A 13,838-nucleotide genomic window follows, 5' to 3' on the forward strand; every position below is an offset into this window, starting at 1 on the left:
GGTCACGCTCCTTCCTGAGCCCACTCGACGGGCCCCTGGTTCGGGAAGAACTTCTCCGCCACCGCTTCGGCGGACGCCATGCACGCCTGCTGCAAGTCCCTCAGGAGGAGAGGGAGTTGCTCTTCCAGTGCGGACAGGTCCAGGTACTCGAGCCGGGTCCGCATCCGGCCTATCGGGCGGCGTGCCGGGTCCTGTCTGGGCCGGCCGAGCGCCGCCAGGCACTCCTCCGCCGTGGTCAGCGCGTGCAGCGCGGAGCGCGGGAAGTCCCGGTCCATGAGGAGGAATTCAGCCACCCGCGGGGTGTCGCCGAAACCGCCGTAGACACGGGCATACGCCTCGTCGGCCCCGCTCGCACTGAGCAGCGTCGGCCAGTCGGGAGCATGGGCGGCGTCCAACACCCGTACGGACAACAGCCGTACGGTCATGTCGACCCGCTCCAGGCTCCGTCCCAGGACCACGAACCGCCAGCTGTCGTCCCGGCTCATCGTCGAGTCGGCGAGCCCGAAGAAGAGGGCGGCCCGGCGGCGTACGAGTTCCAGATAGGCGTACGGGCCGGTGCGCCGCGAGGCGAGGCGCTGGTCGGCGAGCGCGTGCCAGGTGGAGTTGAGGCACTCCCACATCTCGGAGGAGACCGCCTCGCGGGCACTGCGCGCGTTCAGCCGGGCGGCGCCGATCGCGCCCTCGATGGCGCAGGTGGAACGGGCGTCGAAGGCCAGCTGGTCCAACACCTGCTGCATGTCGACGCGTTCGTCGCCCGCGTCGACGCCGAGGATGGCGTACAGCGACCGGCAGGCCACGTCCTCGTCGCGCCAGGGGTCTTCCAGGAGCCGGTGCAGATAGGCGTCGAGGATGCGGCCGGTGGCGTCCGCCCGCTCCACATACCGTCCGGTCCAGATCAGGGCTTCGGCTATCCGGGAGAGGATCACGTCGTTCACGGTCGTACCTCCTGGGCCTTGGGAACCAGCGAAGCAATCACTGTTGCTGTGCCCCTTCCTGTACGGCGGTGCGGTCGCCGTCGGGGCCGAGCTGGCGGGGGACGACATCCGGCACGGAGCTGTTGATCTCGGGAGCGGGCTGATCGAGGGGCCCCTCTGCCAGTACCCAGGTGTCCTTGGAGCCGCCTCCCTGGCTGGAGTTGACGATGAGGTTGCCCTCCTGGAGCGCGACCCGGGTGAGCCCGCCGGGCAGTACCCACACATCGCTGCCGTCGTTGACGGCGAACGGCCGCAGGTCGATGTGGCGCGGCGCCATCCGGTCACCCGCGAGGGTGGGAGAGGTGGACAGCGCGACCGGCCGCTGCGCGATCCAGCCGCGCGGATCGGCGGCGACGGCCTCGCGCGTACGCTCCAGGGTCTCCCGGTCGGCCTTCGGCCCGATGACGATGCCCATGCCGCCGGCGCCGTCCACCGGCTTGATGACCAGCTGGTCGATCTGGTCGAGGACGGCTTCCAACTGGCCGGGCTCGTCGGGCCGGAAGGACTCGACGTTGGGGAGAATCGGTTCTTCGGAGAGGTAGTAGCGGATCAGGTCGGGGACGTACGTGTAGAGCAGCTTGTCGTCGGCGATGCCGTTGCCGACGGCGTTCGCGAGGGTCACGGTGCCCGCCTGCGCGGCGTTCATGATCCCCGGGCAGCCGATCACCGAGTCGGGCCGGAACTGCAGCGGATCGAGGAAATCGTCGTCGAGCCGCCGGTATACGACATGGACGGGCACCTCGCCGCGAGTGGTCCGCATCCACACGCGGTTGTTGCGGCAGACCAGGTCGTGGCCCTCGACCAGCTGCACGCCCATCAGCCGTGCCAGCAGGGCGTGTTCGAAGTAGGCGGCGTTGCTGGGACCGGGGGTGAGGACGACGACCCGGGGGTCGGTCACCCCGTCGGGAGCAGCCACCCGCAGCGCGGCCAGCAGCTTCTGCGCGTACCCGTCCACCGGCACCACGTGCTGCTCGGCGAAGAGGGACGGGAAGATCCTGGTCATCGCACGCCGGTTCTCGATGACGTACGAGACGCCGGACGGTACGCGAACGTTGTCTTCGAGTACCCGGAACTCCCCCGCCTCGTCCCGTACGAGATCGATCCCGGCGACGTGGATCCGTACCCCGCCCGGTGGCTCGATCCCGTGCGCGGCTCTGTGGAAATGAGGTGAATTGAGCAGTAGTCGCCAGGGCGCGACCCCGTCCTCGAAGGCGCGGCAGGGCCCGTAGGCGTCGCTGAGATAGGCCTCGAGGGCCTTGACCCGCTGGGTGACTCCGCGCTGGATGAGGTCCCATTCGAGTGCGTCGAGGATGCGCGGTACGAGATCCAGCGGCCAGGGCCGCTCCTCGCCCGCGAAGGCGTAGGTGACACCCCGGTCGGTGAACGCCCGCGCCATCTGGTCCGCTCTGAACCGCAGTTCAACCGGCTCGATCGGCTGCAACGCGGCCAGCACCGGCTCATAGGCGGTCCTGACCACACCAGGCCGCTCAAACATCTCGTCCCACGCATCGGCCAACGCGTACGCGTCAAATATGTCCGCCATGGACTGACGTTAAGTGCGGTAGGTAACACGCTGATCACTCGGTTATTTCCGGCAGTTCACGTGCTGTGCCGCCCGCTTCCGGGTGAGTGCCGGGGCCCTGGCCGAATGGGGGATATCCGGCCAAGGCTGTCAGGGGCGCCGGGGCGCCCTCGGGAAGCGGTTCCACGATGCACCGGGGGGATGGGGGCCGGCAGCGTCAGCTTGTTGCAATGGTCAGCACTGAGGCGGGGATTTTTACGGACTTACAGGGTCAATTGGGGGCAGCGGGGCGGCGCCGCCGTGTTGCGATGGCGGACGGGGCCGCGCATAGTTGCGCTGCGGAAGCGCGGAGTACGGAAGCGTGGAATCGCGGAAGCGCCGAGTACGGAATCGCGGAAGCGGAAGCGCGGAAGCCGAATACGGAAGTGCGGAAGACGAAAGCGCGGAAGTCGAGTACGGAAGCGCTGACGATGGACGAACGCTGGAGCCGACGGCGGGGAGATGGCCGGGCGGGAGTGGGGAGATGGCCGGGCAAGGCGCGGACACGCATCCGCACGGCGCTGACCAGCTGTGCGCGGCAGGGGACCGGGTGTACTCCCGGGCCGTACGGCGCGGACGTGTGCCCCGCGAGGACGCGGACGCGGTGCCCTGCCTGGTCGAGCTCGCGCTGTTGCACCCCGACCCCGACGACATGGGCTGGCTGGTACCGACCTCCCCTCAGGAGGTCATGACGCGGCTCCTGCGGGAGGTGTACGCGGAAGTCAGCGCGAGCCAGGCGCGGGTGGGCGACGCGGTGTCCGCGTTCGAGTGGTACGCCGGGCTCGGCGGGCGCGTCCAGGCGCCGGCCGAAGGCGCGGCGATCCGCGTCCTCGACGGACTGCCCCGCATCCGGGCCGCCATGGACGCGGCGACGGAGGCGTGCACGTCCGAGGTCCTCACCGTCCAGCCGGGCGGCATCCGCCGCGAGGACGAACTCTCCGAGGGCCTGCACCGCGCCCTGGGCCTGCGCCGCCGCGGCGTCCGCATGCGCGACCTGTACACCCACGTGGCCAGGCACGGCCAGGGCCTGCTGAACTACATGGAGCTGATGGGCGAGGCGGCCGAGGCCCGCACCCTCGACGAGGTCGTGGAACGCCTCATCCTCTTCGACCGCACGGTCGCCTTCATCCCCGCGAACTCGGACCGCACGATAGCGCTGGAGCTGCGCCACCCGGCCCTGGTCGACTACCTGGTGACGGTCTTCGAGCGCCTGTGGCGCCTGGCGATCCCGATCGCCTCCACGCTCCCCTCGACAGGCATCGAGGGCATCACCCACCGCGAACGGTCCATCGCCGCGCTCCTCGCGGAGGGCCACCAGGACGCGGTGGTCGCCGAGCGCCTGGGAATCAGCGTCCGTACCTGCCGGGCGCACATCGCCCGCCTGTCGGAGACCCTCGGCGCGGCGAGCCGCACCCAGCTCGGCGTCCGCATCGCCCAGGCCGGCCTGGACGACCCTCCACGCTCCCCGGAGCTCGAGCCGGTCACGGTCCCCGGCGTGCCTACGGTTTCCGGCGTGCCTACGGTTCCGGGCGTGCCTACGGTTCCCGGCCCTGCTGTTCCTCCTGCTTGAGGATTCCTGACTGCCCGATGAGGTAGCCGAGCTGGGCCCGGCTTTCGCTGCCGAGGGTGGCGGCGAGTTTGGCTATGTGGACGCGGGCGGTGCGGATGTTGAGGCCGAGGCGTTCGGCGATCGTCGCGTCGGTGTGGCCTTCGATGAGCAGGGCGGCGATGGCTTGTTGGCGGGGGGTGATGCCGTTCAGAGAGGGCTGCTGGGCTGCCTGGGGGTACATGGGGGTGGCCAGGCGCCACAGGCGGTCGAAGGTGGTGGCGAGGTAGGCGACCATGGCGGGGTTGCGGACCTCGACGGCCATCGTGCGGTCGGTGTTCGCGGGGATGAAGGCGACGGAGCGGTCGACGATGAGCAGTCGCTCGGTGACTTCGTTGAGGGAGCGGGCTTCCAGGTCGCCCTTCAGCAGTTCATGGCGTGCGGCCACCGCGGGCGAGTGGCGGAGCGTGTGCTGATAGAGCGTGCGGATCCGTCCGCCCCGGTCCAGTAGTGCCTGGTCGCGTTCCATGGACTCGGCCAGGGCCTTCGTGGGGCGACCGTTGTAGGGCTGGATGGCGAGGAGTTCCGTGCCGGCCTGGGCCATGGCCTTTGTGATGGCCAGGTTGATCTGCTGGAGACTACTGAGGACCTCGATGGTGGGGGTGTCCGCCCCAGTCGTGCGCCGGCCGTCGATCCGCATGAGCGGTTCGAACACGGCGGCAAGCCGCTCCTCACGCCGCCGCTCGTCCGCGATGCGGTCGGCGGCGCTTCGCAGGAAGCGGTGCAGGGCCACGGCGGGAGCCACAGGTTCCAGCCAGTGCGCGTCCTCCACGTGCGGCTGGAGCAGTCCGAGGTCGACGAGGCAGGGCGCGCTGTTGGCGGCCCCTTGGGGTACGCGGCCTTCGCGCAGGGCGCTGGTGTACAGCTCCGTCCCCGCCGCGCAGAGGTCCTCCAGCCCGTGTTCCTGGTGTGCCGTGGTCATTCCGCTGCGCCCTCATCCTGTTTGAGGATTCCTGACTCGGCGATGAGGTAGCCGAGTTGGGCTCGGCTTTCGCTGCCGAGGGTGGCGGCGAGTTTGGCTATGTGGACGCGGGCGGTGCGGATGTTGAGGCCGAGGCGTTCGGCGATCGTCGCGTCGGTGTGGCCTTCGATGAGCAGGGCGGCGATGGCTTGTTGGCGGGGGGTGATGCCGTTCAGAGAGGGCTGCTGGGCTGCCTGGGGGTACATGGGGGTGGCCAGGCGCCAGAGGCGGTCGAAGGTGGTGGCGAGGTAGGCGACCATGGCGGGGTTGCGGACCTCGACGGCCATCGTGCGGTCGGTGTTCGCGGGGATGAAGGCGACGGAGCGGTCGACGACGATGAGGCGCTCGGTGACCTCGTCGAGGGTGCGGACCTCGACATCGCCGTTCAGGTTCTCGTAGTGCGAGAGAGCCACCGGGTCGTGGCGAGAGGTGTGCTGGTAGAGGGTGCGCATCCGGCAGCCCCGCGAGAGCATCTCCTGCTCCAGCAGGAACGCAGCTGCCAATATTTCAGCAGGACGTTTGCCGCCGGGCTGGATCGTGAGTACCTCGCGTGATGAGGCGGCCATGGCTCTGGCGATCGCGGCGTTGATCCGCTCGATGTCGACCAGCACGGTGTTCGCGGGTGCGTCCGAGGGTGATGCCTGCCCGGCGTCCAGGGCCATGAGCGGCTCGAATGCCTCCGCCAGGCGCGCTTCTCGCCGACGCTGCTGGGCGATGTCCTCGGCGGTGGCGTGCAGCAGCCGGGGAAGGGCTATGGCGGGGGCTACGGGACGCAGTCGGCGGATGTCTGCCAGGTCCGGCTGGAGCAGGCCGGAGTCGATGAGGCAGGGGGCGGCGGCGTCCGCGTCCTCCTGGAGAACATGCCCTTCGCGCAGCGCACGGGTGTACAGGTCCAGGCCCGTCTCACAGAGCTCGTCGGCTCTGTGCCCGTGTACACCGGTGGTCACCTGTGGCTCCCTTCCCGCGACATTCAGTGCTCCTGGTCCAGGATTCCCGACTGGGCTATGAGAAAGCCGAGCTGCGCCCGGCTGCCGCTGCCGAGAGCTGTGGCCAGCTTGGCTATGTGGGCACGGCAGGTGCGGACGTTCATGCCGAGTCGGCGAGCTATGGCCTCGTCGACGTGGCCCTCTATCAGGAGCTTCGCGATGGAGTGCTGGATGTCGGTGATGCCGTCGGGGGCGGTTTCGTAGGGGGCTCCGGCGCTCAGTGGCACCGCGCGGTCCCACATGAACTCGTAGACCTTGATCAGGTAGCGGACGAGGCCGGGGTGACGAAGTTCCAGGGCGACCTGCCGGTCGTCGCGGACAGGGATGAAGGCCACGGTCTCGTCGCAGATGATGAGGCGCTCGACGAGTTCGTCGATGGTCCGGTACTCCGCTTTTCCGGCGGTGAACTGGTCCACATAGGCGAGCCTTTCAGGGCTGTACCGAGCGGTGTGCTGGTAGAGGGTCCGGATCCGTACCCCTCGTTCGATCAGTGGCTTGTCGCGTTCCAGTCCCTCAATGAGTCTGGCCTCCGGGTGGCGGGCGCTCGGCTGGACCGTGAGCACCTCGACCTGGCACTGGGCCGTCGCCAGATCGAGTGCCGCGTTGATCCGGTCGAGCCCCTCCAGAACAGTGATGGAATGCGCGGATCCCATCACCTGGGCGCTGAGGGCCATGAACGGCTCGAATGCATCAGCCAGGCCGGTTGACAAGCGCCTGCGCTCCGTGATCTCGCGCTCGATGGGATTGAGGCGCTGGGCCAGAGCGACCGACGGAGGAACGGGCCGTAGCCAGTTCGCGTCGTCGGGATCAGGGTGAAGGAGAGCGAACTCCATCAAGCACGGAGCGACCTCCACATCTGCGCGTGCGATACGCCCCGTGCGCAGGGCGTTCGCGTAAAGGCGGCCCCCGTCCTCGCACAGTTGCGTCAAGGCATGGGGATGTGTCTCTTTAGTCCTGTTTGTAGCCAAATTTCCACCCCCCAGGGTCCTGAACATGCAGGAACATGATGCACCGATTGTGTGGCCATGATGTGCCCGAATGAGCCATCGTCTTTCTCGACGGGGGAAGAGGGACCTTCAAGTGAGGACGAAGCCAACTATGCGTAAGAGAATGCTTCGCTCGGTGCTTGTCGCCGCCTTCTCCGCCGTCGTGGCCTTCGGAACGCTGAGTGGCCTCTCCGGAGCGGAGAGTAGCGCTCAAGCAGACACGGTCTGGTCGCTGCCGGCGGACACGGTCTGGTCGTCGCCGCCGGTCGAAGTCCTGGCTGGTGATGATGACACTCCCGCCGTCCCAGATGACACTGTGTGGAGCTGACGTGACCACCCCTCCTGACGACCGCTCCTTCCGTAGAGAAATGGCCACCGCATACCGCTCCGGCTGGCACTTCATCGATCTGGTCACCGCCATCCCCCACAGTGGTGACTCGTTGATGGTGACGGTATTCGGAGAGCCTGTCGTCGTCACCCGGGACGATGACGAGGATCTGCGGGCGTACCGGTGTCTGCGGCGGCCTCGGGGGGCGCCGCAGCCAGTACGGTGCGCCATTCGGTACGGAATGATCTTTGTGAACCTGGACCAGCGTGACCACCAGCTGGTCGAGCCGGAGGATGCTCCGGACGTGCAGACCATCTCAGCCACCCCCCGCAGTGCCTGACGCGATTCCCCCGTCGTAACAAATCGCGCAGGTACTTCCCCCCGCAGCGGCGTCACCGTGACCTGAACACGGTGACGCCGCTGCAGTTTTACGTGAAACCTCCAGGTGTGGGCGCATTCCAGAGCGGCTGAAATCAGCCCCGCCCCAGTGCCGAGGTCAGCTCGATCTCGATCACCACCCGGGACGGGTTGGGAGAGGGTGCCCGCCCGTACCGCTCCGTGTAGCGCCGTTCCGCCTCCGTGATGTGCCCGGGGTCGGCGGACACCGTCGCAAGTCCCTCCAGGGTCGCCCAGCGCCGCCTGTCGACCTGGCAGGCGGCCACCCGCACCCCGTCGGGGCCCGCTGCCAGCACGTACCCCACCTTCGCGCTGGACTTGTTCGCGATCACCCGAGCCAGACCGGCCTCGGGATCGTATGTAACCCCGACCGGCACCACATGGGGGCTGCCGTCGGGTCGAAGGGTCGTCAGCGTGCACAGGTGCCTCTCCCGCCAGAAGCTGAGGTAGGCGGCGTCCGGCCGTCGCGGGTCCACTGGGTACGAGGAAGCCATGAGACACGAATCTACTTCCCGGTCCGGACCTTTGCCCCGGATTTCTGCTCGGTCCGGGTCCGCTTCCCGAGCAGCCTTGAGTGGAATAGACTCAACTTTGTGCTCGTTGGCACACTCAGCATGGAGATAAAGGCTGACCAGCCCAGCAACCCCAGGAGGAGAGCGCGACCGTGGACGCAGAGCTGACCAACAGGAGCCGGGACGCGATCAACGCGGCCAGCACCCGGGCCGTCTCCGGGGGCCATCCGGACCTCACCCCCGCCCACCTGCTGCTCGCGCTGCTGGAGGGCGAGGACAACGAGAACATCCTCGACCTGCTGGCCGCCGTCGAGGCCGACCAGGCCTCCGTGCGGGCCGGCGCCGAGCGCGTGCTCGCCGGTCTGCCCAGCGTGACCGGATCCACCGTTGCGCCCCCGCAGCCCAACCGTGAGCTGCTCGCCGTCATCGCCGACGCCGCCGAGCGGGCGAAGGAGCTCGGGGACGAGTTCATCTCCACCGAGCACCTGCTCATCGGAATCGCCGCGAAGGGCGGCCGGAGCGGCGACGTACTCTCCCAGCAGGGGGCGAACGCCAAGAAGCTCCTCGACGCGTTCCAGAAGAGCAGGGGAGGGCGCCGGGTGACCACCCCGGATCCCGAGGGCCAGTACAAGGCGCTCGAAAAGTTCGGCACCGACTTCACCGCCGCCGCCCGTGAGGGCAAGCTCGACCCCGTCATCGGCAGGGACCAGGAAATTCGGCGGGTGGTGCAGGTACTGTCCCGGCGCACCAAGAACAACCCCGTCCTCATCGGCGAGCCAGGCGTCGGCAAGACCGCCGTGGTCGAGGGGCTTGCCCAGCGGATCATCAAGGGTGACGTCCCGGAGTCGCTCAAGAACAAGCGGCTCGTCTCGCTCGACCTCGGTGCCATGGTCGCGGGCGCCAAGTACCGCGGCGAGTTCGAGGAGCGGCTCAAGACCGTCCTCGCCGAGATCAAGAACTCCGACGGGCAGATCATCACCTTCATCGACGAGCTGCACACGGTGGTGGGTGCCGGCGCCGGTGGGGATTCCTCGATGGACGCGGGCAACATGCTGAAGCCCATGCTGGCGCGCGGCGAGCTGCGCATGGTGGGTGCGACGACGCTCGACGAGTACCGCGAGCGGATCGAGAAGGACCCCGCCCTGGAGCGCCGCTTCCAGCAGGTGCTCGTCGCCGAGCCGTCCGTCGAGGACACCATCGCGATCCTGCGCGGGCTCAAGGGGCGGTACGAGGCCCACCACAAGGTCGTGATCGCGGACAGCGCGCTGGTCGCCGCCGCCACGCTCTCCGACCGGTACATCACTTCCCGCTTCCTCCCCGACAAGGCCATCGACCTCGTGGACGAGGCCGCGTCCCGGCTGCGCATGGAGATCGACTCCTCGCCCCTGGAGATCGACGAACTCCAGCGCCAGGTGGACCGGCTGCGGATGGAGGAGCTGGCGCTGGAGAAGGAGACCGACCCCGCGTCCAAGGAGCGCCTCGAACGGCTGCGCCGCGACCTCGCCGACCGGGAGGAGGAGCTGCGCGGCCTGACCGCCCGCTGGGAGAAGGAGAAGCAGTCCCTCAACCGCGTCGGTGAGCTGAAGGAGAAGCTCGACGAACTCCGCGGCCAGGCCGAACGTGCCCAGCGCGACGGCGACTTCGACACCGCCTCCAAGCTGCTGTACGGCGAGATCCCCACTCTGGAAAGGGACTTGGAGGAGGCCTCCGAGGCCGAGGTGGAGGTCTCCAAGGACACCATGGTGAAGGAGGAGGTCGGGCCCGACGAGATCGCGGACGTGGTCGGCGCCTGGACCGGGATTCCGGCCGGACGGCTCCTCGAAGGCGAGACGCAGAAACTCCTGCGCATGGAGGAGGAGTTGGGGCGCCGGCTCATCGGACAGTCGGAGGCCGTGCAGGCGGTGTCCGACGCCGTACGACGCACCCGCGCCGGAATCGCCGACCCCGACCGGCCCACCGGATCCTTCCTCTTCCTGGGCCCCACCGGCGTCGGCAAGACCGAACTCGCCAAGGCGCTCGCGGACTTCCTCTTCGACGACGAGCGGGCCATGGTCCGCATCGACATGAGCGAGTACGGCGAGAAGCACAGCGTCGCCCGCCTGGTCGGCGCGCCGCCCGGCTACGTCGGGTACGAGGAGGGCGGCCAGCTCACCGAGGCGGTGCGCAGGCGGCCGTACAGCGTCGTGCTCCTCGACGAGGTCGAGAAGGCGCACCCCGAGGTCTTCGACATCCTTCTCCAGGTCCTGGACGACGGGCGCCTGACGGACGGTCAGGGCCGGACGGTCGACTTCCGCAACACCATCCTGATCCTCACCTCGAACCTGGGCAGCCAGTTCCTGGTCGATCCGCTGACGTCCGGCGAGGAGAAGAAGCAGCAGGTCCTTGAGGTCGTACGGGCCTCTTTCAAGCCGGAGTTCCTGAACCGTCTTGATGACCTGGTGGTCTTCTCGGCCCTGAACAAGGAAGAGCTGGAGCGCATCGCCAGGCTCCAGATCGACCGGCTCGCGGGGCGCCTCGCCCAGCGGCGGCTCACCCTGGAGGTCAGCGACGAGGCCCTGGCCTGGCTCGCCGAGGAGGGCAACGACCCCGCCTACGGTGCCCGCCCGCTGCGCCGCCTCATCCAGACCGCCATCGGCGACCGCCTCGCCAAGGAGATCCTCGCGGGCGAGGTCAAGGACGGCGACACGGTCCGGGTGGACGCCTTCGGGACCGGGCTGATCGTGGGGCCGGCGACGGGCAAGACGCTGTAGCCCCTGGCCCTGCCATGGAGCTGCGGGCTCCAGGGGTTCCGATGGGTTTCGACCCGGAGCGCCGCAGCTCACAGCGCTGAATCCAGCCCCTCGGCGGCAGCCGGGGGGCGAGGCTGTTGCAGGTTGGGTGCGAGGCGAGAGAGGGTGGGGTGCGAACGTCTGGTCTCAGCGATGGCCGGACGAGCCAGACGACTGCAGGAGTGTCACAGATGTCCATCGACCCGTCTTCGATTCCGAACTTCGGGGGCCAGCCCGAGCCGCAGCCCGGCGGACCGGCGGGCCCCGTCGTCCCGGATCAGGACCTTGTGAAGCAGCTCCTGGAACAGATGGAGCTGAAGTACGTCCTGGACGACGAGGGTGACCTCGCGGCGCCGTGGGAGCAGTTCCGTACCTACTTCATGTTCCGTGGCGAGGGCGACCAGCAGGTCTTCTCGGTACGGACGTTCTACGACCGGCCGCACCAGATCGACGAGAAGCCCGCGCTCCTTGAGTCCATCGACGACTGGAACCGCCGCACCCTGTGGCCGAAGGTCTACAGCCACACGCACGACGACGGCACCGTCCGCCTGATCGGCGAGGCCCAGATGCTGATCGGCACCGGCGTCAGCCTGGAGCACTTCGTGTCGTCGACGGTCAGCTGGGTGCGGGCCGCCATCGAGTTCGACAAGTGGCTCGTCGAGCAGCTCGGCCTGGAGCAGGAAGTCAACGAGGCGGAGAAGCCCGGCGACGACGAGGAGTAGCCTCCCCGATACGTGACGTGACGTGTGCGCGGCCGTGCCCAGGCGCGCGCCCTACGCGAACGAGAGCCCGGCCAGGGCGCCGACCACCACGGTCGTGCGCCCGGGGCCGGGCTCTCGCGTCCCGCCTCCGTACCGCTGCTACCAGGCCGCCTTGAGCCGCTTGACGGCCTCTTCCAGGACCTCGGTCCGCTTGCAGAAGGCGAACCGTACGAAGGGGGCGCCGGCCTCCCGGTGGTCGTAGAAGACGGCGTTCGGGATGGCGACGACACCGGCGCGTTCCGGCAGGGCGCGGCAGAAGGCGAAGCCGTCGGACTCGCCGAGCGGCCGGATGTCGGTGGTGATGAAGTACGTGCCCGCCGGGCGGAAAACCTCGAATCCCACCTCCGTGAGACCCGCCGCCAGCAGGTCGCGCTTGGCGAGCATGTCCGCCCGGAAGTCCTCGAAGTAGGAGTCCGGCAGCGCGAGCGCCTCGGCGACGGCGTACTGGAAGGGCCCGGACGACACATACGTCAGGAACTGCTTCGCCGACCGTACGGCGGTGACGAGATCCGGGGTCGAGGTGACCCAGCCGACCTTCCAGCCCGTGAAGGAGAAGGTCTTCCCGGCCGAGCCGATCGTGACCGTCCGCTCGCGCATCCCCGGGAACGAGGCCAGCGGCAGGTGCTCGGCGGCGTCGAAGACGAGGTGCTCGTACACCTCGTCGGTCACCACGAGGAGGTCCCGCTCCACGGCGAGCCGCGCGATCTCGGTGAGCTCCTCGCGGGTCAGCACGGTGCCGGTGGGGTTGTGCGGGGTGTTGATCAGCAGCAGCCGGGTGTTGTCGGTCACGGCGTCGCGCAGCTCGTCCAGATCCAGGCGGAAGCTGCCGTCCTGCGGGCGCAGGGTGACCGGGACCCGGGTCCCGCCGGCCATCGCGATAGAGGCCGCGTACGAGTCGTAGTAGGGCTCGAAGGCGATCACCTCGTCGCCCGGTTCGAGCAGCGCGAGCAGGGCCGCGGCGATGGCCTCCGTGGCGCCCGCCGTGACGAGGACCTCGCGGTCGGGGTCGTACGACAGCCCGTACCGGTGCTTCTGGTGCGCGGCGATCGCCGTACGCAACTCCGGTACGCCAGGACCCGGCGGGTACTGGTTGCCGCGCCCGTCGCGCAGCGCGCGCACCGCCGCCTCGCGGATCTCCTCGGGCCCGTCGGTGTCGGGGAAGCCCTGGCCGAGGTTGATCGAGCCGGTACTGAGGGCCAGGGCCGACATCTCCGCGAAGATCGTCGTGCCGAACTCGGCGAGCCGGCGGTTGAGCAGGGGGCGGCGGGCGTGGATGGTCATGCCCGTCATCCTGCGCCCAAGCTCTGGAGTTCCTCAACTCTGCTTTGGCGCGTGCGGCGCGGGGGCATCCCCCTCTCACGCAAGAAGCGAGGCGCCCACGGGGGGTCGCTTCGGGGGAATGAAAGGAGGGTGGCGCCATGATCTTCGGCATCATCCTGGCGGTCTTCGGCAGCACGCTCGTCGCGGTCTTCGGCTTCCGCGGCCGGAAGAACAAGGCGGACAAGAAGGTCGCGCTGACGAAGGCGTCCAAGGCGATCAAGGAGATCAGGGCGTCGCAGCCGGCCAGGCGGAGGCGCTCCCGCTCAGGCGGCGACTCCTCGGGCGGCTGGTGGGCCGGCGCGGGAGGCAGCGCGTCGACCTGCGGGGGTTCGTCGTCCGACGGAGGTGGATCGTCCTGCGGGGGCGGGTCCTCCTGTGGCGGCGGGGGCGGATGCGGCGGAGGCAGCTGACACGGGGCAGCTGAGCTCCTCCGGGGGAAACGCGTCCGGAGTACGAAGAAGTGCCCGTCGGCGACGGCTGCCGACGGGCACTTCCGTGCGCCGGGGCGTACGCCGTTGTTGAACAGTTGAGCTGTGGAGCCCTCGGGGGGATGGAAACCCCACGAAGTTGGGTAAAAACGCTGTGGTGGCGCCACAGTTCATGATTCCCTCTAAATCACCAAAGCAGCCCCAAGGTCCTGTCGTCTCCATGACGTCTGCCGGGCGACGCCTGGCACCGC

The 13,838-nt window shown here is 68.8% G+C and carries 12 protein-coding genes; 5 read left to right on the plus strand and 7 right to left on the minus strand.

Features of this window, described 5'->3' with window-relative positions; all coding sequences use genetic code 11:
* Positions 1–2 precede the first annotated feature (2 nt).
* Entirely contained in the window at positions 3–935 is a 933-nt protein-coding gene (locus ACIPC1_RS15245) for an alpha-E domain-containing protein (RefSeq protein WP_365429996.1), read from the minus strand.
* Between the two features lie 37 nt (positions 936–972).
* Positions 973–2,517 carry a circularly permuted type 2 ATP-grasp protein gene (locus tag ACIPC1_RS15250; RefSeq protein WP_402516983.1) on the minus strand — a complete coding sequence of 515 codons (1,545 nt, stop codon included), beginning with the start codon at positions 2,515–2,517 and terminating at the stop codon, positions 973–975.
* A 502-nt stretch (positions 2,518–3,019) separates the two neighbouring features.
* Between ACIPC1_RS15250 and ACIPC1_RS15255 the strand changes: the two genes are divergently transcribed.
* Positions 3,020–4,105, plus strand: coding sequence for a LuxR C-terminal-related transcriptional regulator (locus tag ACIPC1_RS15255; protein WP_402516984.1), 1,086 nt, complete (start codon positions 3,020–3,022; stop codon positions 4,103–4,105).
* Here the strand turns inward: ACIPC1_RS15255 and ACIPC1_RS15260 are convergent.
* The 3 genes from ACIPC1_RS15260 to ACIPC1_RS15270 are packed head-to-tail and all read right to left on the minus strand — an operon-like array spanning position 4,071 to position 7,083.
* Positions 4,071–5,063 (minus strand): LuxR C-terminal-related transcriptional regulator, encoded by a 993-nt coding sequence (locus tag ACIPC1_RS15260; RefSeq protein ID WP_402516986.1) that lies wholly within the window; start codon positions 5,061–5,063, stop codon positions 4,071–4,073. The genes ACIPC1_RS15255 and ACIPC1_RS15260 overlap by 35 nt on opposite strands.
* Complete coding sequence (locus ACIPC1_RS15265) at positions 5,060–6,049, minus strand: LuxR C-terminal-related transcriptional regulator (protein WP_402516988.1); 990 nt, start codon at positions 6,047–6,049, stop codon at positions 5,060–5,062. The genes ACIPC1_RS15260 and ACIPC1_RS15265 overlap by 4 nt, the downstream gene beginning before the upstream one ends.
* A 23-nt stretch (positions 6,050–6,072) precedes the next feature.
* Complete coding sequence (locus ACIPC1_RS15270) at positions 6,073–7,083, minus strand: helix-turn-helix transcriptional regulator (RefSeq protein WP_402516990.1); 1,011 nt, start codon at positions 7,081–7,083, stop codon at positions 6,073–6,075.
* Between the two features lie 320 nt (positions 7,084–7,403).
* Between ACIPC1_RS15270 and ACIPC1_RS15275 the strand changes: the two genes are divergently transcribed.
* The gene (locus ACIPC1_RS15275; protein WP_384381448.1) at positions 7,404–7,742 is read left to right on the plus strand and encodes a hypothetical protein; all 339 of its coding nucleotides are present in this window, start codon (positions 7,404–7,406) and stop codon (positions 7,740–7,742) included.
* A 133-nt stretch (positions 7,743–7,875) separates the two neighbouring features.
* Here ACIPC1_RS15275 and ACIPC1_RS15280 read toward each other — a convergent pair whose 3' ends face one another.
* Positions 7,876–8,292, minus strand: coding sequence for a pyridoxamine 5'-phosphate oxidase family protein (locus ACIPC1_RS15280; RefSeq protein ID WP_384381446.1), 417 nt, complete (start codon positions 8,290–8,292; stop codon positions 7,876–7,878).
* Positions 8,293–8,462: 170 nt separating this feature from the next.
* On the opposite strand from ACIPC1_RS15280, the gene clpB reads away from it, so the two are divergent.
* Positions 8,463–11,060, plus strand: a complete 2,598-nt coding sequence (gene clpB, locus ACIPC1_RS15285; RefSeq protein WP_384381444.1) for an ATP-dependent chaperone ClpB — start codon at positions 8,463–8,465, stop codon at positions 11,058–11,060.
* A 209-nt stretch (positions 11,061–11,269) separates the two neighbouring features.
* On the plus strand, positions 11,270–11,800 hold the full coding sequence (locus tag ACIPC1_RS15290) for a YbjN domain-containing protein (RefSeq protein ID WP_365429980.1): 531 nt from the start codon (positions 11,270–11,272) through the stop codon (positions 11,798–11,800).
* A gap of 138 nt (positions 11,801–11,938) precedes the next feature.
* On the opposite strand, the gene ACIPC1_RS15295 is transcribed toward ACIPC1_RS15290, so the two are convergent.
* A complete protein-coding gene (locus tag ACIPC1_RS15295) occupies positions 11,939–13,129 on the minus strand; it encodes a pyridoxal phosphate-dependent aminotransferase (RefSeq protein WP_402516991.1) in 1,191 nt (396 codons plus the stop codon).
* A gap of 128 nt (positions 13,130–13,257) precedes the next feature.
* Here ACIPC1_RS15295 and ACIPC1_RS15300 point away from each other — a divergent pair, with 128 nt between their 5' ends.
* Positions 13,258–13,569 carry a hypothetical protein gene (locus tag ACIPC1_RS15300; protein WP_402516994.1) on the plus strand — a complete coding sequence of 104 codons (312 nt, stop codon included), beginning with the start codon at positions 13,258–13,260 and terminating at the stop codon, positions 13,567–13,569.
* Positions 13,570–13,838: the final 269 nt, after the last annotated feature.

The sequence above is a fragment of the Streptomyces sp. NPDC087263 genome, from assembly GCF_044744645.1.
Lineage (GTDB): Bacteria > Actinomycetota > Actinomycetes > Streptomycetales > Streptomycetaceae > Streptomyces.